This window comes from Bradyrhizobium sp. 1, from assembly GCF_023073315.1.
GTDB lineage: Bacteria > Pseudomonadota > Alphaproteobacteria > Rhizobiales > Xanthobacteraceae > Bradyrhizobium.
This window is the reverse complement of sequence record NZ_JADPJH010000022.1, coordinates 401,679-427,345: the sequence shown is the minus strand read 5'-3', so window position 1 is coordinate 427,345 and position 25,667 is coordinate 401,679. Positions and strand designations below refer to the sequence as shown.

Annotated in this window: 19 protein-coding genes; all 19 read left to right on the top strand. The window is 64.7% G+C overall.

Annotated features, from left to right (window positions below; translation table 11 throughout):
* Positions 1-3: 3 nt before the first annotated feature.
* The 19 genes from IVB29_RS18700 (at position 4) to ligA (ending at position 25,639) form a co-directional block, all read left to right on the top strand.
* The gene (locus tag IVB29_RS18700) at positions 4-396 is read left to right on the top strand and encodes a hypothetical protein (protein ID WP_247504839.1); all 393 of its coding nucleotides are present in this window, start codon (positions 4-6) and stop codon (positions 394-396) included.
* The gene (locus tag IVB29_RS18695; protein WP_247504838.1) at positions 393-2,147 is read left to right on the top strand and encodes a penicillin-binding protein 2; all 1,755 of its coding nucleotides are present in this window, start codon (positions 393-395) and stop codon (positions 2,145-2,147) included. The genes IVB29_RS18700 and IVB29_RS18695 overlap by 4 nt, the downstream gene beginning before the upstream one ends.
* Positions 2,148-2,232: 85 nt before the next feature.
* The gene (locus IVB29_RS18690; protein WP_247504837.1) at positions 2,233-3,690 is read left to right on the top strand and encodes a UDP-N-acetylmuramoyl-L-alanyl-D-glutamate--2,6-diaminopimelate ligase; all 1,458 of its coding nucleotides are present in this window, start codon (positions 2,233-2,235) and stop codon (positions 3,688-3,690) included.
* Entirely contained in the window at positions 3,687-5,066 is a 1,380-nt protein-coding gene (gene murF / locus IVB29_RS18685; protein WP_247504836.1) for a UDP-N-acetylmuramoyl-tripeptide--D-alanyl-D-alanine ligase, read from the top strand. The genes IVB29_RS18690 and murF overlap by 4 nt, the downstream gene beginning before the upstream one ends.
* Positions 5,067-5,161: 95 nt before the next feature.
* The gene (mraY, locus tag IVB29_RS18680) at positions 5,162-6,265 is read left to right on the top strand and encodes a phospho-N-acetylmuramoyl-pentapeptide-transferase (protein ID WP_247504835.1); all 1,104 of its coding nucleotides are present in this window, start codon (positions 5,162-5,164) and stop codon (positions 6,263-6,265) included.
* Positions 6,265-7,662, top strand: a complete 1,398-nt coding sequence (gene murD / locus IVB29_RS18675) for a UDP-N-acetylmuramoyl-L-alanine--D-glutamate ligase (RefSeq protein WP_247504834.1) — start codon at positions 6,265-6,267, stop codon at positions 7,660-7,662. Before mraY ends, murD begins: the two co-directional genes overlap by 1 nt.
* 2 nt (positions 7,663-7,664) lie before the next feature.
* Positions 7,665-8,069, top strand: coding sequence for a hypothetical protein (locus IVB29_RS18670; protein ID WP_247504833.1), 405 nt, complete (start codon positions 7,665-7,667; stop codon positions 8,067-8,069).
* A gap of 229 nt (positions 8,070-8,298) precedes the next feature.
* Positions 8,299-9,450, top strand: coding sequence for a putative lipid II flippase FtsW (gene ftsW, locus IVB29_RS18665; protein ID WP_247504832.1), 1,152 nt, complete (start codon positions 8,299-8,301; stop codon positions 9,448-9,450).
* A 176-nt stretch (positions 9,451-9,626) separates the two neighbouring features.
* Complete coding sequence (gene murG, locus IVB29_RS18660; protein WP_247504831.1) at positions 9,627-10,727, top strand: undecaprenyldiphospho-muramoylpentapeptide beta-N-acetylglucosaminyltransferase; 1,101 nt, start codon at positions 9,627-9,629, stop codon at positions 10,725-10,727.
* A 121-nt stretch (positions 10,728-10,848) separates the two neighbouring features.
* Positions 10,849-12,252 carry a UDP-N-acetylmuramate--L-alanine ligase gene (gene murC, locus IVB29_RS18655; RefSeq protein WP_247504830.1) on the top strand — a complete coding sequence of 468 codons (1,404 nt, stop codon included), beginning with the start codon at positions 10,849-10,851 and terminating at the stop codon, positions 12,250-12,252.
* A 247-nt stretch (positions 12,253-12,499) separates the two neighbouring features.
* Positions 12,500-13,420, top strand: a complete 921-nt coding sequence (murB, locus tag IVB29_RS18650) for a UDP-N-acetylmuramate dehydrogenase (protein WP_247504829.1) — start codon at positions 12,500-12,502, stop codon at positions 13,418-13,420.
* Positions 13,421-13,442: 22 nt separating this feature from the next.
* The gene (locus tag IVB29_RS18645) at positions 13,443-14,429 is read left to right on the top strand and encodes a D-alanine--D-alanine ligase (protein ID WP_247504828.1); all 987 of its coding nucleotides are present in this window, start codon (positions 13,443-13,445) and stop codon (positions 14,427-14,429) included.
* 347 nt (positions 14,430-14,776) lie between these two features.
* The gene (locus tag IVB29_RS18640; RefSeq protein ID WP_247504827.1) at positions 14,777-15,811 is read left to right on the top strand and encodes a cell division protein FtsQ/DivIB; all 1,035 of its coding nucleotides are present in this window, start codon (positions 14,777-14,779) and stop codon (positions 15,809-15,811) included.
* Positions 15,808-17,130: a cell division protein FtsA gene (ftsA, locus tag IVB29_RS18635; protein WP_247504826.1), complete on the top strand. Its 1,323-nt coding sequence runs from the start codon at positions 15,808-15,810 to the stop codon at positions 17,128-17,130. Before IVB29_RS18640 ends, ftsA begins: the two co-directional genes overlap by 4 nt.
* Before the next feature lie 87 nt (positions 17,131-17,217).
* Complete coding sequence (gene ftsZ / locus IVB29_RS18630) at positions 17,218-19,014, top strand: cell division protein FtsZ (RefSeq protein WP_247504825.1); 1,797 nt, start codon at positions 17,218-17,220, stop codon at positions 19,012-19,014.
* Positions 19,015-19,373: 359 nt separating this feature from the next.
* Positions 19,374-20,336 (top strand): UDP-3-O-acyl-N-acetylglucosamine deacetylase, encoded by a 963-nt coding sequence (gene lpxC, locus IVB29_RS18625; protein WP_247504824.1) that lies wholly within the window; start codon positions 19,374-19,376, stop codon positions 20,334-20,336.
* Between the two features lie 237 nt (positions 20,337-20,573).
* Entirely contained in the window at positions 20,574-21,461 is an 888-nt protein-coding gene (locus IVB29_RS18620; RefSeq protein ID WP_247504823.1) for an outer membrane protein assembly factor BamD, read from the top strand.
* A 24-nt stretch (positions 21,462-21,485) separates the two neighbouring features.
* A complete protein-coding gene (recN, locus tag IVB29_RS18615; RefSeq protein ID WP_247504822.1) occupies positions 21,486-23,156 on the top strand; it encodes a DNA repair protein RecN in 1,671 nt (556 codons plus the stop codon).
* 122 nt (positions 23,157-23,278) lie between these two features.
* Entirely contained in the window at positions 23,279-25,639 is a 2,361-nt protein-coding gene (gene ligA / locus IVB29_RS18610; RefSeq protein ID WP_247504821.1) for an NAD-dependent DNA ligase LigA, read from the top strand.
* Positions 25,640-25,667: the final 28 nt, after the last annotated feature.

Sequence of the window (25,667 nt, the reverse complement as noted above, 5' to 3'; positions counted from 1 at the left end):
CGCATGCGCTTCATCCACCTCCTCGTCATCGGCGCGCTGATCTTCGCGGCGGCCTATGTCTACCGGATCAAGATGGACTCCACGGCGCGCACCGAGAAGGTGCTGCGGCTGCATGCGGAGATCCGCGAGCAGCGCGATGCGATCGCCTCGCTGCGCTCCGAATGGGCCAAGCTCGATGCGCCCTTGCGCCTTCAAGGCCTGTCCGAGCGGCATCTGCCGCTCAAGCCGGTCAACGGCACGCAATATGACCAGCTGAAGAATTTGCCGGAACGTCCGCCGCGGATGTTCAGGCCCGGTGAGCCAGATCCGATCGGGGCCATGCTCAACACCATCGAAGCCGCAAGCGATCCAGATACCGTGACAGGCTCCGTGCCTCAGCCCGAGGGCAAGCAATGAGCGCTGCGACTCCGGCCAGACCTGGTGAGAAGCCGACTGAGCCCTGGCGGCAGCGGCTGATCCGCAGTCTGCTTTATGGGCGCAATGTCGATCGCGCCGCGAAGGCGCGCGCGCGCGTTGGCCTCGCAATGCTGGCGTTCGCCTCGGTCTACGCGCTGATCGGCGGCCGGCTCGTGATGTTTGCGATCGGCGCCGACGCCCACAGTGCGCGCCGTGCGGCGTCGCAAGAGGTGGTTGCGACCGCGCGCCCCGACATCGTCGACCGCAACGGCGCCATCCTTGCGACCGACGTCAAGGCGGCCAGCCTGTTCGGCGAGCCGCGCCGCATCATCGACAAGGACGAGGCGATCGAGCTTCTGACCGCCACGGTGCCCGACCTCGACGAGGTCGAGGTGCGTGAGCGTCTGTCGGGGCGAAAGGGTTTCGTGTGGCTCAAGCGCGAGATCACGGCGAAGCAGCAACAGGACATCCACAAGCTCGGCATTCCCGGCATCGGTTTCCTGCGCGAGAACAAGCGCGTCTATCCGACCGGCAACGAGGTCGCCCACCTCATCGGTCTGGTCAATATCGACAACCAGGGCATCGCCGGCATGGAGAAGTGGCTCGATAATCAGGGCCTCGCCGATCTCCACCGCGCCGGCTTTGCCACCGACCGGCTGCAAAAGCCGATCGAGCTCTCGGTCGATTTGCGCGTCGAGCATGCGCTGCGCGACGAATTGCTCAAGGCCAAGGAGAAGTACCACACCAAGGCGGCGTCCGGCATCGTCTCCAACGTCAAGACCGGCGAGATCGTGGCAATGGTTTCGCTTCCGGACTTCGATCCCAACAATCCAAAGGAAGCGCACGACCCCGACCGCATCAACCGCCTGACCACCGGCGTCTACGAGATGGGCTCGACCTTCAAGGCGTTCACGCTGGCGATGGCGCTCGACTCCGGCAAGATCAATCTGAACTCGTCGTGGGACGCGCGCGGAAACCTGCACTACGGCAAGTTCACCATCCACGACAGCCACTCGCTGGGACGCTTCATCAACACCAAGGAAGTGTTCACCTACTCGTCCAACATCGGCGCCGCGCGGATCGCGCTCGGCCAGGGCGTCGAGGCGCACAAGGCGTTCCTCGCCAAGATGGGCCAGCTGACGCGGCTGCGCACCGAGCTGCCGGAGAGCGCGGCTCCGCTGATCCCGCGCCGCTGGGGTGAGCTGAACACGGTCACCATCGCGTTCGGCCAGGGTCTGTCGGTGGCGCCGCTCCAGGCGGTGATGGGGATTAACGCACTCGTGAACGGCGGCTATCTAATTCCGCCGACCTTCATGAAACGCAGCGAGTCCGAAGCGGCAGCGTTGGCCAAGCGCGTGGTCAAGACGGAGACCAGCGACAAGATGCGGTTCCTGATGCGGCTCAATGCCGAGATCGGCACCGCCAAGACCGCCAACGTCAACGGCTACTATGTCGGCGGCAAGACCGGCACGTCCGAAAAGGTCATCAACGGACGCTACGCCAAGAAGCGCGTGCTCAATTCCTTTACCGCGATCATGCCCTGCGACGATCCGAAATATCAGATCCTGATCATGCTGGACGAGCCGCAGCCGCTGAAGGAGACCTACGGCTTCATCACGTCCGGCTTTAATGCCGTGCCGACCGGCGGCAAGGTGATTGAGCGGATCGCGCCGCTGCTCGGCATCGAGCCCCGCTTCGACCTGCCGCCTGCGGACCGCCTTATTCTTGCAGCATCCAGGACAACCCAGTAATCAACTGGGGTGGCCATCGCCGGTGCTGAGTCGGGGCTTTTTCCGAAGATTCGGCTTTCCGGCACGGCATGTCGACTGGAAGACCATGAAGCTGCGTGACCTCCTAGGCAATGATGCCGCAATCGAGCCCGCTGTCGCGGCGCTCGATGTGAGCGGGGTTGCGCTTGACAGCCGCGTGGTCAGGCCGGGCGATCTCTTCTTTGCGCTCGCAGGCAGCAAAACGGACGGCGCGCGCTTCATCGATGCTGCGATCGCGGCCGGCGCGGTGGCTGTGGTTGGCGACCATGCATCTGATGGCCGCAAGGTGCCGTTCATCACGGTGGCCAATCCGCGCCGCGCGCTGGCGCTGGCTGCAGCAAAATTCTTCCCCGCGCAGCCCGCGACGATCGCCGCGGTAACCGGCACCAGCGGCAAGACCTCGGTTGCCGCGTTCACGCGCCAGATCTGGGAGCGGCTGGGGCATGCCTCCGCCAGCATCGGCACCATCGGCCTCGTCTCGCCCAAGCGCACCGTCTATGGCTCGCTGACGACGCCGGATCCGATCGCGCTGCACCGGCAGCTCGACGAGATCGCACGCGAGGGCGTGACGCATCTTGCGTTCGAGGCGTCCTCGCACGGGCTCGACCAATATCGCCTCGACGGCGTACGCGTCTCGGCCGGGGGCTTCACAAACCTCTCGCGCGACCACATGGATTATCATCCGACCGTCGCACATTATCTCGGAGCGAAACTCAGGCTGTTCCGCGAGCTGGTCGCACCCGGCGGCGCGGCGGTGATCTCGGCCGATCATGATTGCTCGGCGGAAGCGATCGAGGCGGCGAAATCGCGCGGCCTGCGCGTGATGGCGGTTGGCCGTAACGGCGACGGGGCAGGCGAGGGCATTCGTCTCACTGAGGCCGTGGTCGAGGGGTTCTCGCAAAAGCTTGCGCTCGAACATCGCGGCAAGAGCTATTCCATCCGGTTGCCGCTGGTCGGTGAATTCCAGATCGAGAACGCGCTGGTATCGGCGGGCCTGGCGATCGGCACCGGCAGCGATGCGGCAAAAGTCTTTGCAAGCCTGGAGCATCTCGAAGGCGCCAAGGGCCGCCTGGAGCGCGTCGGTGAGCGCAACGGTGCGCCGATCTTCGTCGACTACGCGCACAAGCCCGATGCATTGGCCAAAGCGTTGCAGGCGCTGCGTCCCTACGCCAGGCGCAGGCTGGTCGTCGTGTTCGGCGCCGGCGGCGACCGCGACGCCGGCAAGCGCCCGATCATGGGCGAGATCGCGGCCGACAACGCCGACGGAATCATCATCACCGACGACAATCCGCGCAGCGAGAAGCCGGAAGCGATCCGCGCCGCGATCCTCGCCACCGCAAAGGGCGCCCGCGAGATCGGCGACCGCGCGGCAGCGATCCGCACCGCGATCGAGGAGTTGCAGGAGGGCGATGCGCTGCTCGTCGCCGGCAAGGGCCACGAGACCGGGCAGATCGTAGGCCACGAGGTGCTGCCCTTCAGTGATCACGAGGCGGTCGCCGCCGCATTGACGTCGGGGGTTGCATGAGCGCGCCGATATGGACGGTGGCCGAAGTGGCACGCGCGCTGGGCGCTGCCGGATCGTTCCCGGACACGCCGATCGATTTCGTCACCCAGGACAGCCGGCTGGTGAAGCCGGGCAGCCTGTTCGTCGCGCTGAGCGGCACGCCGAGCGGCGGCTTCATCTCGGCCTTCGCCAGCGCGCGCGACGGCTGGGAGTTCGCGGACAAGGCGGAGGCTTCGGGCGCGGTCGCGATGATCGTGCCGCACGAGATCGCGGGGATCCGCATTCCCCAGATCGTTGTGAAGGACACGCTGATCGACGGCCTCTGGGGTCTCGCGCGCGCCGCCCGCGCGCGCTTCAACGGCCCGGTGATCGGGCTCACCGGCAGCGCCGGCAAGACCAGCACGAAAGAGTTTTTGGCCGCTTATCCCAACGCCTATGCCAGTCCGTCGAGCTTCAACAATTTCTGGGGCGTGCCGCTGACGCTGTGCAATGCCAGGCCCGATGCCAGCCTCTGGGTCGTCGAGATGGGCATGAACCAGACTGGCGAGATCGCGCGGCTCAGCGAATTGACGCGGCCGACGGTCGCGCTCGTCGTCAACGTCCAGCCGGTGCATCTGGAAAAGCTCGGCTCGCTCGAAGCCATCCGCCGCGAGAAGGTGTCGATTGCGCTCGGCCTGCCCGAGGGCGGCGTGCTGGTTCTGCCGGCCGGGATCAAGGCGTCCGAATGGAAAGGCAAGGTGGTGCGCTTCGGCGAGCGTGCCGAGGTGCACGAGGTCAAGCACGCGCCGCATGGCGAGAGCTGGCAGGTCGTGGCCATGATCGGCAAGAAAGAGATCGCTTTCAGCCTGACGCCGGGCGCGCCGCACCGCGTGCAGAATGCGCTCGCCGCGCTGGCGTCGATCCGCGCCGCGAACCTCGATGCGGCGACCCTCGCGATCAAGCTCGACCGGGTCGGCATCATGACCGGCCGCGGCGTCGAGCAGGCGGCCGGCGGCGTCACCGTGATCGACGACAGTTTTAACGGCAATCCGGCCAGCGTGGCTGCTGCGCTGCAAAGCCTCCAGGCCCGCAATGTCAGCGGTGGCCGCCGCATTGCGGTGCTCGGCGACATGCTGGAGCTGGGCGATGACGCGCCCGGCTATCACACCGGTCTCGCCAAGCATCTCGACGGCATCGACGGCATCTACTGCGTCGGCCTCCTGATGCGCCATCTCTACGACGTATTGCCATCGGGCAAGGGCCTCGGCTGGCACGACGATCCCGCCACGCTTAAAGCCAGCGAGGTCGCAAATCTCCTGAAGGCAGGCGATGTCGTGGTTGTCAAGGGCAGCAAGAAGATGTTCTGGGTCAACAAGTTTGTGCCGGGCCTAGTGGCCGCCTTGCAGGCAAAGGCGTAAACTGCTTGGAACGCGCTGCTCCCGAATTCCACCCCAGGATTAAGGCCAAGATTGAGGCCAAGACCGTGTACCAACGGCGCCATAGGACCGTCTGAATGTTTTACTGGCTGATCGAGCTCTCCAACACATTTCCGGGCTTCGGTGCCGTTCGCACCGCCCTCAACGTCTTCCGCTACATCACCTTCCGCACCGGCGGCGCCGTCGTCACCGGCGCGCTGTTCGTGTTCCTGTTCGGCCCCTGGATCATCGACCACTTACGCATCCGCCAGGGCAAGGGGCAGCCGATCCGGGCCGACGGTCCGCAGTCGCATCTCGCCAAGAAGGGCACGCCCACCATGGGCGGGCTGATGATCCTGTCCGGCCTCACGGTCGGCACGGTGCTGTGGGCCAATCCGCTCAACCCCTACGTCTGGATCGTGCTGGCGGTGACGCTCGGCTTCGGCTTCGTCGGTTTCTATGACGATTATCTCAAGGTGACCAAGCAGACCACGACCGGGTTCGGCAGCAAGCTTCGCCTGCTCATCGAAGCCGCGATCGCGCTGGTCGCCTGTTACGCGCTGGTGCGGCTCAATCGCGATCCCGCATCGACCGCGCTGACGATTCCTTTCCTGAAGGACACCGTGCTGCATTTCGGCTGGTTCTTCGTCATCTTTGGCGCCTTCGTCATCGTCGGCTCCGGCAACGCGGTGAACCTCACCGACGGCCTCGACGGCCTCGCCATCGTGCCCGTGATGATCGCGACCGCGAGCTTTGCCATGATCGCCTATCTCGCCGGTAACGCCGTGTTCGCCGACTATCTCCAGATCAAATATGTCGCGGGCACCGGCGAGCTGGCCGTGCTCTGCGGCGCGCTGCTCGGCGCCGGCCTCGGGTTCCTCTGGTTCAACGCGCCGCCGGCCTCGATCTTCATGGGCGACACCGGCTCGCTCGCGCTCGGCGGCATGCTGGGCGCGATCGCGGTCGCGGTGAAGCACGAGATCGTGCTCGCGGTGATCGGCGGCCTGTTCGTGCTGGAGGCGGTCTCCGTCATCGTGCAGGTGGTGTCGTTCAAGATGACCGGAAAACGCATCTTCCGGATGGCGCCGATCCATCACCATTTCGAGCAGCTGGGCTGGACCGAGCCGCAGATCGTGATCCGTTTCTGGATCATCTCGGTGATGCTGGCGCTCGCCGGTCTCTCCACCCTGAAGCTGCGCTGATGATCCCGGTCACCTCCTTCGCCGGCAAGACGGTCGCGGTGTTCGGCCTCGGCGGCTCGGGGCTCGCCTCCTGCCACGCGCTGAAAGCGGGCGGTGCCGAGGTGATCGCGGCGGACGACAATGCCGAGAACGTCGCCAAGGCCGCGCAGGCCGGCTTCATCACCGCGGATTTGCGCAACGTCTCCTGGGCCAATTTTGCGGCCCTCGTGCTCGCTCCCGGCGTGCCGCTGACCCATCCGGTGCCGCATTGGAGCGTGCTGAAGGCGCGCGAGGCCGGTGTCGAGGTGATCGGCGACATCGAGCTGTTCTGCCGCGAGCGGCGGCGGCATGCGCCGAACGCGCCGTTCGTCGCGATCACCGGCACCAACGGCAAATCCACCACGACGGCTTTGATCGCGCATCTGACGAAGGTCGCCGGCTATGACACCCAGATGGGCGGCAATATCGGCACCGCGATCCTGTCGCTGGAGCCGCCGCGCATGGGCCGCGTCCACGTCGTCGAGATGTCGTCCTACCAGATCGACCTCACGCCTTCGCTCGATCCCTCCGTCGGCATTTTGCTCAATGTCAGCGAGGACCATATCGATCGCCACGGCACCCTCGCGCATTACGCCGCGGTGAAGGAGCGCCTCGTTGCCGGCGTGCAGGCCGGCGGCACCTCGATCGTCGGCGTCGACGACGGTTTTTGCCGCGACATCGCCGACCGGCTCGACCGCGGCGGCAAGAATGTGGTGCGCATCTCCGTCAGGAATCCGCTGGCGAGCGGCATCCACGTCGAGCACGGCACCATCGTGCGCACCTCGGGCGGTGCGCGTAGCGAGGTCGCAAAACTCGGCGGCATCGGCTCGCTACGCGGCCAGCACAATGCGCAGAACGCGGCCTGTGCGGCCGCTGCCGCGCTTGCGATGGGCATCAGCCTCGACGTGCTCCAGAACGGCCTGCGCAGCTTTCCCGGCCTCGCGCATCGCATGGAGCAGGTCGGCCGCCGCGGTAACGTGCTGTTCGTCAACGATTCCAAAGGCACCAATGCCGACGCCACCGCGCATGCGCTGTCGTCCTTCGCCGACATCTTCTGGATCGCCGGCGGCAAGCCTAAGGCGGGCGGCATCACGAGCCTGACCGGCTATTTCCCGCGCATTCGAAAAGCCTATCTGATCGGCGAGGCCGCACAGGAGTTTTCGGGAACGCTGGGCACAGGCGCACACGAGATCAGCCAGACGCTGGACGTCGCCGTCGAGCATGCCGCGCGCGATGCGGAAGCCTCAGGTCTCGCCGACGCGGTCGTGCTGCTCTCGCCCGCCTGCGCCTCGTTCGATCAGTACCGCAACTTCGAAATCCGCGGCACCAAGTTCCGCGAGCTGGTGCAAGCGCTGCCGGGTGTGAAGCCGGTGGTGTGAGGATGTCGCGGCGACGCTGGATCGGGCTGATCGCCGCCGGGCTTGCTGTTCCGGTCATTGCGGGTTTCGTCTTTGTTGTCGTCGTTGACAACGTCATGAGCAGGCTCGGCGCGTGCCGCGTCGTTCGCCAGAAAGCATTCGCCTCCCCAAGCGGCAGCAAGTTGGTTGTCGTCGTCTGGAAGGAGTGCGGAGCGACGGTGCCCGATAGCACGCAAGCCAGTATCGTGGCTCGCGGCCGGACGTTCTCGCCAGAGAGCACGCCGACTTTCCTCAGCGTGCGCGGGCATCTCGATGTGCTCGTTGCCTGGAATAGCGAGCAGGCCGTCAGGATTGGGCGCATTCCCGGGGCAGACCAGATCTACAAGCGCGATCAGCGCGCCGGGGATGTCGCGATCAATTACGAATAGGGCTCTCGTGTCCCGGACGCGGTGCGGCACGAAGTGACGCTCCGCAGAGCCGGGACCCAGAAGATGCACGGGAGGTATCGGAGAGATGGGCCCCGGCTCTGCAGCGCACCGCAAGAGCGCTGCGCCGCGTCCGGGGCACGAGACTTCCCACAACTTCATCAATTCCTTAACCCCCCGGTAACCAACCTCGGCGACCAATGGACTGACCTCTGTCCGAAAGCGGCCGCCCATGCTCTCCCGTGAAGAACGCACCCCCTTTTCCGAGTGGTGGTGGACCGTCGACAAGCTGCTGCTCGGCGCAATCCTGGTGCTGATGCTGACCGGCGTCATCCTGTCGCTGGCGGCAAGCCCGCCGGTCGCGACCCGCATCGGGCTCGATCCCTTCCACTTCTTCAGCCGCCATGTGATGTTCCTGGCGCCATCCTTCATGGTGCTGCTCGGGGTCTCCTTCCTGTCGCCGCGCGCGATCCGCCGCAGCGCGCTGATCATCTTCGCGGCCAGCATCATCCTGATCGTGCTGACGCTCGCGATCGGTCCTGAGGTGAAGGGTTCGCGGCGCTGGATCACGCTGCTCGGCGTCAATATTCAGGCCTCGGAAGTCGCAAAGCCATCCTTCGTCGTGATCGCCGCCTGGCTGTTCGCGGAATCGACCAAGCGGCCGGAGATGCCGGCGACCTCGATGGCGCTGGTGCTGCTGCTGATGCTGGTGTCGCTGCTGGTGATGGAGCCGGATTTCGGCCAGACCATGCTGATCCTGATGGTGTGGGGCTCGCTGTTCTTCATCGCGGGCATGCGCATGATCTGGGTGTTTGGGCTTGCGGGCGCTGCCGCCGCCGGCCTGTTCAGCGCCTATCTCTTTGTTCCTCACGTGGCTGGACGCATCAAGCGCTTCATGAATCCGGCCTCAGGCGATACGTTCCAGGTCGATACCGCGATGGAGGCCTTCTACAACGGCGGCTGGTTTGGCCTCGGACCGGGCGAGGGCATCGCCAAGCGCAGCCTGCCGGACAGCCACACCGACTTCGTGTTCGCGGTCGCCGCCGAAGAGTTCGGCATCATCCTGTGCCTCGCCATGCTGGCGCTGTTCGCCTTTGTCGTCATCCGCACGCTGTCGCGCGCCTATGCCAATGAGGACATGTTCTCGCGCTTTGCAGCGTCTGGTCTCGCGATCCTGTTCGGCGTGCAGGCGGCGATCAACATGTCGGTGAACCTCCAGCTCATTCCCGCCAAGGGCATGACGCTGCCGTTCATCTCCTACGGCGGTTCCTCGATCGTGTCGCTGGCCTATGGCGTCGGCATGATGCTGGCCCTGACGCGCCTGCGCCCGCGCACCGAGGTCGAGGCAACCGGCCACGCCGACGCGATGCGCAGCTACGCGTAACAGGTCTCGTGTCCCGGACAAGCGCAGCGCAGATCCGGGATCCAGAACTGTCGCAACCATGGGCCCCGGTTCAGCAGCGCACCACGCCGAAGGGTGGCCCGCTGCCCCGCGACCGGGGCACGCGCGTCGTGTAGCCGGCTCGCAATGGCGAAAAACTCCCTGTAAAACGTCCCTCCATGGACACTTCCCCCCTGATTCTTCTCGCCGCGGGCGGCACCGGCGGTCATCTGTTTCCGGCCGAGGCGCTCGGCGTCGAGCTGATCCGGCGCGGTTTTCGCGTTCGCCTCGTCACGGACGATCGGGCGCTGCGCTATAGCGGTCTGTTCAGCAAAGACATGATCGACGTCGTCGCAAGCGAGACCGCCCGCGGCCGCAATCCGTTGCAGCTCGCTTACGCCGGCCTCACGCTCGCCACCGGTACGCTGTCGGCTTACAGCCTGATCAAGCGATTGAAGCCCGTCGCTGTTGTCGGCTTCGGTGGCTATCCGACATTGCCGCCGCTGGTCGCGGCGAAGTTCGCCGGCGTGCCCAGCATCATCCACGACGCCAATGCCGTGCTCGGCCGCGCCAACCGGTTTCTGTCGAGGCGCGTCCGCGCCATCGCGACGTCGCTGCCCGGCGTGCTCGACCGCGATCCGGCGCTATCGGGCAAGACCACGACGGTCGGTACGCCAATGCGGCCGGCGGTCCTCGCCGCGGCCGCTGTGCAATATGCCGCGCCTGAGGTGAATGATCCGCTGCGCCTGCTTGTCGTTGGTGGCAGCCAGGGCGCGCGCATCATGGCCGACATCGTGCCGGGTGCGATCGAGCGGCTCGAGCCTGTGCTGTGGAGCCGGCTGGTCCTCACCCAGCAGGTCCGCGACGAGGACATGAGCCGCGTGCGCGCGGTCTACGACAAGCTCAAGATCAATGCCGAACTCGCGCCGTTCTTCACCGATTTGCCGGCGCGGCTTGCTTCCAACCACCTGATCGTGTCGCGCTCCGGCGCGGGTACCGTCGCCGAACTCGCGGCGATCGGGCGGCCCTCGATCCTGGTGCCGCTGCCGGGCTCGATCGACCAGGACCAGTTCGCCAATGCCGGCGTGCTGGCCAAGGTCGACGGCGCCATCCGCATCCCGCAGACCGAGTTCACCTCCAACCGGCTGGCGTCCGAGATCTCCGCCTTCGCCGCCGAGCCTGCGCGCCTCGCCGCCATGGCCACGGCCGCCCGCAGTGCCGGCCGGCTCGACGCGGCCGAGCGGCTGGCTGATCTGGTGGTCAAGGTCGCGGGAATCTGACGCGAAAAAGCCCTTGTCTTCGCCTTCTAAAGCGGGGCATCCAGTAAGAACGGCGCGGCTGATTTGGCCGTGACCTTCGCCAGTTGCCGCCGTTTTGGGCGGCGAGGTCAGGGAACAGAGCATGAGACTGCCGCGCGAGATCGGACCCATCCACTTCGTCGGGATCGGCGGGATCGGCATGAGCGGCATCGCCGAGGTGCTGGTCAATCTCGGCTATGCCGTGCAGGGCTCGGATGCCTCCGACAATTACAATCTCGACCGTCTGCGCAAGGCGGGCGCGAAGGTTTCGGTCGGCCACAAGGCCGACAACGTCGACGGCGCCGAGGTTGTCGTCGTCTCCACTGCGATCAAGCGCGACAATCCGGAATTGATGGCGGCGCGCGAGCGCCGCATTCCCGTGGTGCGCCGCGCCGAGATGCTGGCCGAGCTGATGCGGCTGAAGAGCTGCGTCGCCATCGCCGGTACCCACGGCAAGACCACGACGACCACGATGGTCGCGACGCTGCTCGATGCCGGCGGCCTCGATCCCACCGTCATCAACGGCGGCATCATCAACGCCTACGGCTCCAACGCGCGGCTCGGCGCCGGCGACTGGATGGTGGTGGAAGCCGACGAGAGCGACGGCACGTTCCTGAAGTTGCCGACCGATGTCGCTATCGTCACCAATGTCGACCCCGAGCATCTCGACCACTTCAAAACGTTCGAGGCGGTGCAGGACGCGTTCCGAAACTTCGTCGAGAACCTGCCGTTCTACGGCTTTGCCGTGATGTGCATCGATCACCCCGTCGTGCAGAGCCTGGTCGGCAAGATCGAGGATCGCCGCATCATCACTTACGGCGAGAATCCGCAGGCCGATGTGCGGTTCGTCGATCTCACCCCGATGGGCGGTGGCTCCAAGTTCAAGGTCGCCTTCCGGGATCGCAAGACCGGCGCCGTGCACGAGATCCCGGATTTGATGCTGCCGATGCCGGGCCGCCACAACGCCTCCAACGCGACGGCTGCGATTGCAGTCGCGCGCGAGCTCGGCGTCTCCGACGATGCCATTCGCAAGGCCATCGCCGGCTTCGGCGGCGTCAAGCGCCGCTTCACCAAGACCGGCCAATGGAACGGCATCACCGTGATCGACGATTACGGCCATCACCCGGTCGAGATTTCGGCCGTGCTGAAGGCGGCACGCGAATCCAGCAACGGCAAGATCATCGCCGTGGTGCAGCCGCACCGCTACACCCGCCTGCAATCGCTGTTCGAGGAATTCTGCACCTGCTTCAACGATGCGGATGCGGTGATCGTTGCAGATGTCTATGCCGCCGGCGAAGCCCCGATCGACGGCATCGACCGCGATCATTTCGTTGCCGGCCTGCGTGCCCACGGCCACCGCGAGGTGGTCCCGCTGCGGGGGGCATCGGAACTCGCGGGCATTGTGAAGGGACTGGCGAAGTCCGGCGATCTCGTCGTGTGCCTCGGTGCAGGCAACATCACGCAATGGGCCTATGCGCTGCCCGGTGAGTTGAAGGCGCAAGAATGAGGGTGCTCTGGCTGCAGGTACGAGACGCTGCCAGCGGCTTCGGCATTACCGCTAGGGATTGGCAAGATGCGATGTGTCTTCTGGCCCAAGCGAGGAGAGTTCTAAACGGCCGAGCAATCGAAGAGTCTATGATCGAGAGCTGGACAGACGTGCGAAGCATCGACGAACTTGATCAAAACCATGTTGTTCCAAATATGGGCATAATGCTTCATCGTGGTGTCTGGTTTCCAAACCTTCCGTACATCCAATGAGCTTCCCCGACATCACGCCCACCCTCAAAGCCGCGATGCCCGATCTGCGCGGCCGGTTGCTCGCCAACCAGTCGCTGGCCGAGCTCACCTGGTTTCGCGTTGGCGGTCCGGCGCAGGTGCTGTTCACGCCCGCGGACGAGGACGATCTCGCTTATTTCCTCGCGCATCTCGCCAGCGACATTCCCGTCTATGTCGTCGGCGTCGGCTCCAACCTGATCGTGCGCGACGGCGGCATCGCGGGCGTCGTGATCCGGCTTGCGCCGCGTGCCTTTGGCGAGGCAGTCGCGAGCGGCGACGTCGTCACAGCGGGCGCCGCGGCGCTGGACAAGCGCGTCGCGGAAGTTGCCGCTGCAGCCGACATCAGCGGGCTCGAATTCTACTTCGGCATTCCCGGCACCATCGGCGGCGCGCTGCGCATGAATGCGGGAGCCAATGGCGGCGAGACCAAGGACGTGCTGATCGAGGCGCGTGGCGTCGCGCGCGACGGCACGAAGCACAGCTTCTCGAACGCCGACATGAAATTCGTCTACCGCAACAGCGGCGTCGATCCCTCCATCATCTTCACCTCCGCGCGGTTTCGCGGCGAGATCAGGGATATTGATGCGATTCGCGCGCGCATGGCGGAAGTGCAGAGCCACCGCGAGACCGCGCAGCCGATCCGCGAGAAAACCGGCGGCTCGACCTTCAAGAATCCGCCCGGACATTCAGCCTGGAAGCTGGTCGATGCCGCCGGCTGCCGCGGCCTGCGCGTCGGCGGCGCGCAGGTGTCGGAGATGCACTGCAATTTCCTGATCAACACGGGCGACGCCACCGCGCGTGACATCGAGACGCTGGGCGAGACCGTGCGCGAACGCGTGAAGGCGAATTCCGGAATCGAGCTGCACTGGGAAATCAAGCGGATCGGGATTTCCGGCTAATTTGGACAAGCGACGAGAGAACATGCGCATCACCATCCTCTTCGGCGGCTCCAACCGCGAACGTCTGGTTTCGGTCGCCTCGGCTCAGGCGCTGCATGAGGCGCTGCCCGAGGCCGATCTCTGGTGGTGGGACGTCGAGGACAAGGTACATGTGGTGCAGTCCAAGCAGCTGCTCGAACATGCCCGCCCGTTCGAGGACGAGTTCAAGCCGGGCACGCGTGGCATCCCGCTGGCGCAGGCGCTCGACCAGGCCAAGGCTGAAGGCCGCGTGCTGGTGCTCGGCCTGCATGGCGGGCGGGCGGAAAACGGCGAATTGCAGGTGATGTGCGAGGCGCGCGGCGTGCCGTTCACCGGATCGGGCTCGGCCTCCTCGCATCTCGCCTTCGACAAGATCGCGGCCAAGCATTTTGCCGCGCTCGGTGGCGTGACGCCGCCGGCCAGCATTGCGCTTGAAAACACCGACGAGGCCTTCGCAGAATATGGAAGGCTGATCGCGAAGCCGGCGCGCGACGGGTCGAGCTACGGCCTGATCTTCGTCAACGCGAAGCAGGACCTTGTCGCCGTTCGCAATGCCGCCAAGCACGAGGAATACGTGATCGAGCCCTACATCGCCGGTGTCGAGGCCACCTGCGCCGTGCTGGAGCGCACCGACGGTTCGATCATCTCGCTGCCGCCGATCGAGATCATTCCGGGCGAGGGCAGTTTCGACTACGCCGCAAAATATCTTTTGAAGTCGACCCAGGAGATCTGCCCCGGCCGTTTCTCACCCGAGATCACAGCTGCGCTCAAGGTGCAGGCGATGCTGGCGCACCGGGCGATGTCCTGCACCGGCTATTCGCGCTCGGACTTCATCGTCTCGGCCAAGGGCCTCGTCTATCTCGAAACCAACACGCTGCCCGGGCTGACCAAGTCGTCGCTCTACCCCAAGGCGCTGAAGGCCGAGGGCATCGACTTCGTCGACTTCCTGCGCGGCCTGGTCGAGCTCGCCGGACGGGGCGTGCGGAAATAATTAGGATTGGTTAACGGCCGAAGGGGCGAAACGGCCGGTTTTGGAACCCAAAACCGGTAAAATGCCGGACATCGCGGCATAAATGCCTCACATGCCTGGGCAAAACGCATTCCGCGTTAACGAACTTTACCTTTTGTTTACCAGGACATCCGAAGGTTAACGCTGGCGGCGCATATGGCGTTTTGGCTGCCGGTGCGTGAGCTGTTTTGGGTGATGTCCTGCAGTGAACGCTCTGATGGGGAGAGGCTTCTTCTGCTGAAGACCAGTACCCGGCCCGGCAAGACCGAGACGTCATGTTCGCCAGGACCCGCGCGGTGTCGCGGGCAAACTGTTGACGAGCTCGTGCAATGGATCGTGCAGGAAGCCTCACCCGATCGGTTTTGAGATCGCTGAGGCCCCAAGCTGACCTGAAGGCGGCCGCTATCGGAGCGGTCGTGCTTCTGCGCGAGTGGGTGCAAGAGAAGCGCGAGCACAAGCGCGCTGCCGCTCAGGACAAGATCAGGTCCAGGACCAAGTTGAAAGCCAAGTCCGTCATCGAGCGGGAGCCGCCGCCGCGCGTGGTCGCGCTGGTCGAGCGCTATGCGCCCCGCCGGGTCGGGATCACCATGACCGTGCTGCTGCTGATCGGAAGCTGCGGCTTCGGTATCGTCAAGGGCGGCCACCTCCAGGATTTCATCACCGCGGTCAGCGATGCCCGCAACGCGATGGCCAATTCCGCCGGATTCCGCATCACCTCCGTCGCGATCAACGGCCGCAAGCAGCTCAGCCAGGATGAGATTCTGGCGATCGGCGGCGTCAGCGGCCGCTCCTCGCTGCTGTTCCTCGACGCCGATATCGTGCGCGAGAAGCTCAAGGCCAATCCCTGGATCGCAGACGCGACCGTGCTGAAGCTCTATCCGGGCCGGCTCATGATCGACATCACCGAGCGGCAGGCGTTCGCGCTGTGGCAGGAGGCCGGCCGGCTCTCCGTCATCGCCGATGACGGCGCTGTGCTCGAGCCCTATGTCTCGCGCCGGTTCCTGTCGCTGCCGCTCGTGGTCGGCAAGGGCGCCGACACGCAGGCGCGCGATTTCCTGGCGCTGCTGGCGCGCTATCCGCAGGTCAATACCCTGACCAGGGCCGCGGTCTATGTCGGCGAGCGGCGCTGGAACCTGCGGCTCAAGGACGGCCTCGACATCCGCCTGCCCGAGCAGGACGTCGGCAACGCGCTGGCGATGCTGTCCAGGCTCGACAAGGAGGACAGGTTGTTCTCCCGCGACATCGTCGCCGTCGACATGCGCCTGCCCGATCGCCTGGTGGTGCAGCTGTCCGACGACGCTGCCAAGGCGCGCGAAGACTTGTTCAAGGACAAGAAGAAAAAGAAGGCCGGGGACGCCGCATGACCGGTCTTGATCGCACGCAGACGCCGAAGACGCGCCAGATGCCGCACAAGCGCGGCGGCCTCGTCGCCTGCCTTGACATCGGCACCAGCAAGATCGCCTGCATGATCGCGCGGCTGAAGCCGTCGGCGCCGAGCGAAGCCCTGCGCGACCGCACCCATGCGGTGGAATTGATCGGCTACAGCCAGATCCAGTCGCGCGGCATGAAGGCCGGCGCGGTGGTCGATCTCGGCGAATGCGAGCAGGCGGTGCGTCAGGCCGTCGGGCTTGCCGAGAAAATGGCCAAAGTGCGGGTTGATTCCGTGCTGCTGTCGGTCTCCGGCGGCCGGCTCTCCGGCCAGCTGGTCGAGGCTGCCGCCGACATCCGCGGTGGCGCCGTGACGCAGGCCGACGTCAGCCGCGTCACCTCAACCGGCATGCGCCACGCCACCGGCGAAGGCCGTACCGTGCTGCACGCGCTGCCGGTCGGCTACACGCTCGACGGCGTCAAGGGCATCCGCGATCCCCGCGGCATGGTCGCCCATCAGTTCGGTGTCGACATGAACGTCGTCACCTGCGACGCCACCGTGGCGCGGAACCTGATGCTGGCGGTGGAACGCTGCCACATCAACGTCGAAGCCATGGCGGCGAGCCCCTATGTGGCCGGCCTGTCGGTGCTGACCGACGACGAGGCCGATCTCGGCGCCGCCGTCGTCGAGATGGGCGCGGGCACCACCACGATCGCGGTCTATGCCGGCGGACGCTTCGTGCATGCGGCGGGTTTTGCGGTCGGCGGGCAACACATCACGATGGATCTTGCACGCGGACTCTCCGCGACCATTGCCGATGCCGAGCGAATCAAGACGTTATACGGGACCGTCATCACCGGCGGATCGGACTCGCGTGAGCTGATGTCTGTACCGACAGCCGGTGACGAGCAGGATCTGCCGCAGATCGTCTCCCGCGCCACCATCGCCAACATCGTCAAGCACCGTGCCGAGGAAGTCTTCGAAATGGTTCGGGACAAGCTGAAGGATTCGCCCTTCGCCTCAGAGCCGAACGGCCGCGTCGTGCTCTCCGGCGGCGCCTCGCAGCTGACCGGTCTCGTCGAACTCGGCACCCAGATTCTCGGCCGGCCCGTTCGGGTCGGTCGTCCGCTCGGCTTCGGCCGGCTGCCCAACGAGGCGAAGAACGCCGCGTTCGCGGTGCCGGCCGGCCTCCTCGTCTACCCGCAATATGTTCACCAGGAACATGTCGAACCGCGGCATACGCGGCAGCAGGTCAGGACAGGAACCGGCGGATATTTCGGAAAGGTCGGACGATGGCTACGCGAGGGCTTCTGATGACCGCTTTCCGCAATCTTCGATTTTCACCAACTCCCGCGGCCGACGGCCGGGGCGAACCCACGCGCACGTGATCGAGAGGCAAACATGACCATCAGCATCAACGCTCCTGATATTCACGAGTTGAAGCCCCGCATCACCGTGTTCGGCGTCGGCGGCGCCGGCGGCAACGCCGTCAACAACATGATCACGGCGGGCCTCCAGGGCGTCGACTTCGTGGTCGCCAACACCGACGCGCAGGCGCTGACGATGTCGAAGGCGCAGCGCATCGTGCAGATGGGCACGGCCGCCACGCAAGGCCTCGGCGCCGGCTCGCAGCCGGTCGTCGGCGCGGCCGCGGCCGAAGAGGTGATGGACGAACTCCGCGACCATCTCTCGGGCGCCAACATGGTGTTCGTCACCGCCGGCATGGGCGGCGGCACCGGCACCGGTGCTGCTCCCGTCATCGCCAAGATCGCGCGCGAGATGGGCATCCTCACCGTCGGCGTCGTGACCAAGCCGTTCCACTTCGAGGGCGGCCGCCGCATGCGCACCGCCGAGGCCGGCATCAACGAACTGCACAAGGTCGTCGATACGCTGCTGATCATCCCGAACCAGAACCTGTTCCGGGTCGCCAACGAGAAGACCACCTTCGCCGACGCCTTCGCGATGGCCGACCAGGTGCTCTACTCCGGCGTTGCCTGCATCACCGATTTGATGGTCAAGGAAGGCCTGATCAACCTCGACTTCGCCGACGTCCGCGCCGTCATGCGTGAGATGGGCAAGGCGATGATGGGCACGGGCGAAGCGTCCGGCGACAAGCGCGCGCTGACCGCCGCCGAGGCCGCGATCGCCAACCCGCTGATCGATGACTCCTCGATGAAGGGCGCCAAGGGCCTCCTCATCTCCATCACCGGCGGCAAGGACCTCACCCTGTTCGAGGTCGACGAAGCCGCGACCCGCATCCGCGAGGAAGTCGATCAGGATGCCAACATCATCGTCGGCGCCACCTTCGACGAAGCGCTCGATGGTCTGATCCGCGTTTCGGTCGTTGCCACCGGCATCGAGCAGGACGCGATCGCCCGCAGCAGCAAGGGCACCAGCGCTCCGATCGCGAATGCGGCGCCGCAGCAGGTGCAGCAGGTGCAGCAGGCTCCCGCTGCTCCGGCCGCTGCCGCCGAAAGCCGTCTCGCCGACCTGACCGCGCGCCTGCGGGCTGACAACCAGCGCCTGGCCGAACGTGCCCAGAAGCTGGAAGCGCAGGTCCCGGCTGCCGCGCCTGTCGCGCCGCGTCCCAATGTCGAGCGCGCTGCGCTCGCCGCCATCGCCGCTGCCGTTGCCGAAGTCCCGCACGCGCCCGCGCCGATGCAGACCTATGGCGACGTCACCGTGCGTCCGATCGCGCAGAAGCCCACGCTGTTCCCGGAGCCTGAGCAGGCGCCGATAAACATGCATGAGCCGATGACGCCGGAAACCTTCATCCCGCCGCAGGCCGAGCGTGGGCCTATGCGTGCGCCGCGGATGCCGCGTATCGAGGAACTGCCGATGCCGGCCCAGGCCGAGATTCGTCAGGCCCGCGGTGAGCTCGAGGAAGAAACTCCGCAGAAGAGCCGCCTGTCGCTGCTCCAGCGCCTCGCCAATGTCGGCCTCGGCCGCCGCGACGAGGAGAGCGAGGCGCCGATCGCCGCCCGCACCGCCGGTCCCGCGATGCCGCCGCTGCCGGATCGCCGCCCGCAGAAGTCCGTGGCGCAGCAGATCGCAGCCAGTGAGCCGGTATCGGAGTACGCCCGCCGTCCCGCGCCGCAGGGCTTGGACATGCATGGCCGCCCGGCGCCTGTTGCGCCGGCGCCACAGGGCGACGACCATCTTGATATCCCGGCCTTCCTGCGGCGTCAGGCGACCTGAGGATCGTTACAATAAGGCAGACGAAAAAAGGTCCCGGCGAGCAGCTCGCCGGGACCTTTCCTTATCGCCCCGTGCATATCCGGATTGCGCGACCAAGCAACTGATTTTAAATCATTAATTACGTATTCAATGGTTCAGTAAAACTGCCGGAAGCGGCTCCAAAACTCGGCGCAATTTGGTTAAGCCTTGGCGCGAATACGGCAGGTTTGGGGTAACAATCGGTAAAAAAGCGTGAGTTGGCGCTGTTTGAGGCAGCAACTATGGTTTGCCGTGACTTGGGGATACGGATTCGGACGACGGCCTTGGTCGATCGATCGAGTTTAGTATAAGTCGCAGTGGTCGTAGTGGGGCGGTTCCTGATGAAATTTAGCCGGCAAACAACGCTTCGTGCGCAAGCCACCGTGGCAGGCGTGGGCGTTCACTCCGGTCTTCCCGTCACTCTCACGCTTGGGCCTGCACCTGTTGACGCAGGTTTTATTTTTGTCCGCACCGGCCTTGAGGGAAGTGACCGCGAAGTTCAGGCGACCGCCGATCAGGTGATCGCGACCGACTTCGCCACCGTCCTCGGTGATCGCAACGGCCCGCTGGTCTCCACCGCCGAGCATGTGCTTGCTGCGCTGCGGGGCATGGGCGTCGACAACGCCACCATCGAGATCGACGGTCCGGAAGTGCCGATCATGGACGGCAGCGCCGCGGCCTTCATTGCGGCGATCGACCAGGCTGGCATCGTCACTCAGCCGGCGCAGCGTCGCTTCATTCAGGTTTTGAAGCCGATCTCGGTCAAGATCGGCGACTCCTTCGGCGAAATCCGGCCCTACGCCAACGGTTTCCGCGCCGAGGTCGAGATCGACTTCACCAATCCCGTCATCGGCCAGCAGAGCTACGGCTTCGACCTCAACCCGGAACGTTTCCGCCGCGAAGTCGGCCGGGCCCGGACCTTCGGCCTGATGAGCGACGTTGCCCGGCTCTGGAGCGCGGGCTACGCGCTCGGTGCCTCCTTCGACAATACCGTCGTGTTCGACGAAGAACGGCTGCTCAACACCGAGGGCCTGCGCTACGCCGACGAATGTGCCCGCCACAAGGTGCTGGACGTGATCGGCGACCTCGCGCTGGCCGGCCTGCCGCTGCTTGGCGCTTACCGTTCGGTGCGTGGCGGCCACAAGCTCAACCACGCCGTCCTGACCGCGCTGCTCGCCGACCGTACCGCCTGGCGTGTGGTCGAGGGCGAGGCGGTCCGCCGCACCACGCGTCCCGTGGGCGAAGTCGGCCGCGGTATCGTCGGTGGCCGGATCGCTGCGGCCTACGGGCCGGACGTGTCCTGACCTGCCGCAGGCGATTGGCCGGACTTTCTCCGGGAAACTCCTGGTAACGATGATCGGCTAGGATTGCGGCGCATTCGCCTTAATCCGGGCGGAATGCCTGCCTATCCGGTTGGTTCAAGATCGCTTTTCGGTTACACCGGCGTGGTCGCATGGCAGGCGCCACGGCTACATTTCGCGCCCATGATGGGGTTCATCGGCTGGCGGGCACCGCATCACAGGGCGTCAGGGCTTAAACTCATGTCGGCACAGCGTATGACGCGCGGATATCTCCAGGTCTCGTCCCGAGTCCGCGGGCTGCTTCACGCCGCGACCTTCGTCATGCTCGCGCTGCCGCTGGCCGGCTGCGGCACCGGCGCGCTCTGGGACAAGTTCACCGCCAAGGACGACACCTTCACCGAGGAGCCCGCCGACAAGATCTACAATGAGGGCCTGTACCTCATGAACGAGAAGAAGGACATGAAGGCGGCGAACAAGAAGTTCGAAGAGGTCGACCGCCAGCATCCTTATTCCGACTGGGCCCGCAAATCGCTGCTGATGTCCGCTTACGCCTCCTACCAGGGCGGCGACTATGACGGCTGCATCGGCGCCGCCACCCGCTATGTCACGCTGCATCCCGGCAGCCCGGACGCGGCCTATGCGCAATACCTGATTGCCGCCTCGCATTACGACCAGATCCCGGACATCAGCCGCGACCAGAGCCGCACCGAGAAGGCGATCGCCTCCCTGGAAGAGGTGGTGCGCAAATATCCGACCTCCGAATATGCGACCTCCGCCAAGGCCAAGATCGAAGGTGCGCGCGACCAGCTCGCCGGCAAGGAAATGAACGTCGGCCGCTATTACGCGCAGAAGCGCGACTACACGGCGGCGATCAACCGCTACAAGACCGTCGTCACCCAGTACCAGACCACGCGCCATGTCGAAGAGGCACTCTACCGGCTGACCGAGTCCTATATGGCGATCGGCATCGTCGGCGAGGCCCAGACCGCGGCCGCCGTGCTTGGCCACAATTTTCCTGACAGCCGCTGGTACAAAGACGCCTATAATCTTGTAAAATCCGGTGGTCTCGAACCGAGCGAGAATCAGGGTTCCTGGATGAGCAGGGCCTTCAAGAAGATAGGCCTCTAGGTCTCGGCTAGGAAATTTGGTTCCATGCTGGCGCGTCTGTCGATCCGTGACATCGTCCTGATCGAACGGCTCGATATCGAATTCGCAACCGGCCTCGCGGTTTTGACCGGCGAGACCGGTGCGGGCAAATCCATTCTGCTCGATGCCTTTGCACTGGCGCTTGGCGGCCGCGGCGACGCGGGTCTCGTGCGCCACGGTGCGGAGCAGGGGCAGGTGACTGCCGTCTTCGATATCCCCAAAAATCACCCCGCAGCGAAAATCCTCGCCGAGAACGGCCTGGAGGATACCGGCGAGATGATTCTCCGCCGGGTGCAGCTCGCCGACGGCCGCACCCGCGCCTTCATCAACGACCAGTCGATCAGCGTGCAGACGCTGAAGGCGGTCGGCGCCGCCCTGGTCGAAATCCACGGCCAGCATGACGAGCGCGCGCTGGTCGATGCCGCCACCCATCGCCGCCTGCTCGATGCCTTTGCCGGCATCGAAAAGGACGTCACGGCGGTCGAAGCGCTCTGGGATGCCCGCCGCACCGCCAACACCGCGCTGGAAGAACATCGCGCCGGCATGGAGCGCGCCGCGCGCGAGGCCGACTATCTGCGCCACGCCTCCGATGAGCTGAAGCAGCTCGCGCCCAAGGAGGGCGAGGAGACTTTGCTGGCCAACCGCCGTACCACCATGATGCAGGGCGAGAAAATCGCCTCCGATCTGCGCGAGGCGCAAGAGGCGGTCGGCGGCCACCATTCGCCGGTCGCAACACTCGCCGCCGCGGTTCGCCGACTGGAGCGCCGCGGCGTCAATTCGCCGGCGCTGGTCGAGCCTGCCGTGAAGGCGATCGACATCGCGATCAACGCGCTGGAGGAAGCCGACCAGCATCTCCTGGCAGCACTTGCCGCAACCGATTTCGACCCGGCCGAGCTCGAACGCATCGAGGAGCGGCTGTTCGCCCTGCGCGCCGCCTCGCGCAAATATTCGACGCCCGTAGATCAGCTCGCCGCACTCGCCGCCCAATACGCCGCCGACGTCGTGCTGATCGACGCCGGCGCCTCGCGCTTGAAGAAGCTGGAGCAGGCCGCGATCGAGGCCGATGCGCGCTATGCAGCTGCGGCGAAGAAGCTGTCGCTGGTGCGGCAGAAATCGGCGGAGAAGCTCAACAAGGCCGTCAATGCCGAGCTTGCGCCGCTCAAGCTCGAACGCGCCAAATTCATGACCCAGGTCGCGACCGATGAGGCAGCTCCAGGGCCGCAAGGGTTCGACCGCGTCGAGTTCTGGGTGCAGACCAATCCGGGCACCAAGCCGGGGCCGATGATGAAGGTCGCCTCCGGCGGCGAGCTGTCGCGCTTCCTGCTGGCGCTCAAGGTCGTGCTGTCCGACCGCGGCTCGGCGCCGACACTCGTGTTCGACGAGATCGATACCGGCGTCGGCGGCGCGGTGGCGGATGCCATCGGCGGGCGGCTGGCGCGGCTTGCCGGCAAGGTCCAGGTGATGGCCGTGACCCACGCCCCGCAGGTCGCCGCCCGCGCCGACCAGCATCTGCTGATCTCCAAGGACGCGCTGGACAAGGGCAAGCGCGTCGCCACCCGCGTCAACACGCTCGCCGCCGACCACCGCCGCGAGGAAATCGCGCGCATGCTCGCGGGTGCCGAGATCACGGCCGAGGCGAGGGCGGCCGCGGACCGGCTGCTCAAGGCGGCGAGTTAGGCTGAGACAGCCCTCACCGTAGGCGAAATGCTAGCGAGATGTTCTAGGTCCGTCTGCTTGAAACCGCACATTGGAATACGGGCGCGTCTTTCAATTTGTAACTTCGGTGCTATTTTCGCTGGATGAAGAAAAGCAAGCGATCTCAGCCTGACGAGAGCCTACTCTTTGAAGACGGTTCTGCCCTGCCAAACGACAAGGCAATTGAGGCAGATCAACTGGCTCGTGATTTTTCAAGATTCATCAAGCAGTTCAAGCGGGAAACTCTGAAGAAGGCTTTGTCAAAGCTTCCGAAGGGGACCCTAGATAATCTGTACGTCTCATTTCACGATCAAATTGCTAATAGCGTTACTTCGGAGGCTCCCGAACGATGGCGCGAGCAACTATCAACTGCGCCGATTGCAGGTCTTCACAATGCCTATGAGGGCCTTCTGTCTTTCAAAGGCATTTTGGACAGTCAGTATAACACCACGCTGGGAACTGACTATAAGGATGCAGAATACGACGCTCTGAAAGCGATAGCGCAGCTTCTTCTGCGGATGCGCCCCGATTTACAAGTATCCCCCGTGACCGTTGGCTCAAGGCCTTCACGAGCTTTCGGAAAAGTGCGCCACACGGTTCCGATGCTTTCTCTCGATAATGCATTCGTCGAGGAAGATGTTCGTGACTTCGTAGGACGCATTGTTCGCTTTTTGAGGCTCAATGATGATCATTTAGATTTTAGTGCGGAGCCGAAGATCGATGGACTGTCAATGTCGCTGCGCTACGAAGGTGGGGAATTGGTCAAGGCTGCGACCCGCGGAGATGGTTCCGAAGGCGAAGATGTTACGGCAAATGTTCGAACGCTCAAGGACGTGCCAGAGAAGCTGGAGGGACGAAACGTTCCGGATGTTTGTGAGGTGCGTGGCGAAGTCTATATGACGAAGAAGGCTTTCCTAAAGCTAAATGAGCGACAGAAGTCAGCTGGTGAAGCCGTATTCGCCAATCCGCGGAATTCTGCAGCTGGTTCTCTCAGGCAAAAAGATCCCTCGATTACTGCTTCAAGGCCATTGGGCTTCTTTGCGTACGCTTGGGGGGCTATGACTAATGTGCCGGAAAGTACGCAAGTCGGAATGCTGCATTGGTTCGAACGATGCGGCTTCAAAATCAATCCGCTTACAAAACGCTGTCATTCAATCAGCGATTTGTTGAAGTTCTATCACAACATTGAAGAACGGCGCGCAAAGCTCGACTACGATATTGACGGAGTGGTTTACAAGGTCGACCGCTTGGCTTGGCAAGAGCGTCTAGGTTCTGTTTCCGACGCGCCGCGCTGGGCAATCGCGCACAAGTTCCCCGCTGAGCAGGCCATGACTGTATTGCGCGACATCGAGATCCAGGTCGGCCGCACCGGTTCGTTCACGCCGGTCGGTAAGCTCGAACCGGTCGGGGTCGGCGGCGTGATCGTACAGAACGTCACTCTGCACAATGAGGACTACATCAAAGGCATCGGCAACAAGGGCGAGGTGCTGCGCGAGGGCCGCGACATCAGGATCGGCGACACCGTCGTGATCCAGCGCGCCGGCGACGTGATCCCGCAGGTCGTCGACGTTGTCCTCGAAAAGCGACCGAAGAGCGCTAAGGAATACCAATTTCCGAAGAAGTGCCCGTGCCCGCTGCACACCGACGTCGTGCGCGGGGAGACGGCCGCCGGCGAAGAGGAATCACGCGCCCGCTGCACCGGCGAGTTCGCCTGCCCCTATCAGAAGATCGAGCACTTGAAACTGTTCGTGTCGCGGCGGGCCTTCGATATCGACGGTCTCGGCGAGAAGCAGCTCCAGTATTTCTTCGACGAAGGTTTTGTGAAGGAGCCCGCCGACATCTTCACGCTAGAGAAGCGCAACTCGAAACTTAAGCTCGAGGAGATCGAGGGCTACGGCGAGACCTCGGTGCGCAATCTGTTCGGTGCCATCGAGAGCCGGCGCAAAATCGCGCTGGAGCGTTTCGTCTACGCGCTCGGCATGCGCCATGTCGGGGAGACCACGGCGCTGGCGTTGGCCCGCGGTTACGGCTCCTGGGATGTCTTCCACGATGCCTGCCTGAAGGTCGCCAGGGGCAACGAGGAGGCGATCGCCGAGATGGATGCTCTCGACCAGATCGGCGACACCGTGATCAAGAGCATCGCCGATTATTTCGGAGAGAGCCACAACCGCCGCATCGTCGAACGGTTGACTGGGGAAGTCGAGATCGTCGACGCCGAGAAGCCGAAGAGCAATTCGGCTGTCGCGGGCAAGACCGTGGTGTTCACGGGCTCGCTGGAGAAGATGACGCGCGACGAGGCCAAGGCGACGGCCGAACGGCTGGGAGCGAAGGTGTCGGGCTCGGTATCGAAGAAGACCGATCTCGTCGTCGCCGGCCCCGGCGCCGGCTCGAAGCTCGCCGAAGCCAACAAGCACGGCGTCCATGTGCTGACCGAAGACGAGTGGCTGAAGCTGATCGGGGAGTGAACGGATTCTTCCCTTCTTCCACAAGGGA

Coding starts and splice junctions, on each gene's coding strand:
- IVB29_RS18700 (WP_247504839.1), top strand. CDS start 4: ATGCGCTTCATCCACCTCCTCGTCATCGGCGCGCTGATCTTCGCGGCG.
- IVB29_RS18695 (WP_247504838.1), top strand. CDS start 393: ATGAGCGCTGCGACTCCGGCCAGACCTGGTGAGAAGCCGACTGAGCCC.
- IVB29_RS18690 (WP_247504837.1), top strand. CDS start 2,233: ATGAAGCTGCGTGACCTCCTAGGCAATGATGCCGCAATCGAGCCCGCT.
- murF (WP_247504836.1), top strand. CDS start 3,687: ATGAGCGCGCCGATATGGACGGTGGCCGAAGTGGCACGCGCGCTGGGC.
- mraY (WP_247504835.1), top strand. CDS start 5,162: ATGTTTTACTGGCTGATCGAGCTCTCCAACACATTTCCGGGCTTCGGT.
- murD (WP_247504834.1), top strand. CDS start 6,265: ATGATCCCGGTCACCTCCTTCGCCGGCAAGACGGTCGCGGTGTTCGGC.
- IVB29_RS18670 (WP_247504833.1), top strand. CDS start 7,665: ATGTCGCGGCGACGCTGGATCGGGCTGATCGCCGCCGGGCTTGCTGTT.
- ftsW (WP_247504832.1), top strand. CDS start 8,299: ATGCTCTCCCGTGAAGAACGCACCCCCTTTTCCGAGTGGTGGTGGACC.
- murG (WP_247504831.1), top strand. CDS start 9,627: ATGGACACTTCCCCCCTGATTCTTCTCGCCGCGGGCGGCACCGGCGGT.
- murC (WP_247504830.1), top strand. CDS start 10,849: ATGAGACTGCCGCGCGAGATCGGACCCATCCACTTCGTCGGGATCGGC.
- murB (WP_247504829.1), top strand. CDS start 12,500: ATGAGCTTCCCCGACATCACGCCCACCCTCAAAGCCGCGATGCCCGAT.
- IVB29_RS18645 (WP_247504828.1), top strand. CDS start 13,443: ATGCGCATCACCATCCTCTTCGGCGGCTCCAACCGCGAACGTCTGGTT.
- IVB29_RS18640 (WP_247504827.1), top strand. CDS start 14,777: ATGGATCGTGCAGGAAGCCTCACCCGATCGGTTTTGAGATCGCTGAGG.
- ftsA (WP_247504826.1), top strand. CDS start 15,808: ATGACCGGTCTTGATCGCACGCAGACGCCGAAGACGCGCCAGATGCCG.
- ftsZ (WP_247504825.1), top strand. CDS start 17,218: ATGACCATCAGCATCAACGCTCCTGATATTCACGAGTTGAAGCCCCGC.
- lpxC (WP_247504824.1), top strand. CDS start 19,374: ATGAAATTTAGCCGGCAAACAACGCTTCGTGCGCAAGCCACCGTGGCA.
- IVB29_RS18620 (WP_247504823.1), top strand. CDS start 20,574: ATGTCGGCACAGCGTATGACGCGCGGATATCTCCAGGTCTCGTCCCGA.
- recN (WP_247504822.1), top strand. CDS start 21,486: ATGCTGGCGCGTCTGTCGATCCGTGACATCGTCCTGATCGAACGGCTC.
- ligA (WP_247504821.1), top strand. CDS start 23,279: ATGAAGAAAAGCAAGCGATCTCAGCCTGACGAGAGCCTACTCTTTGAA.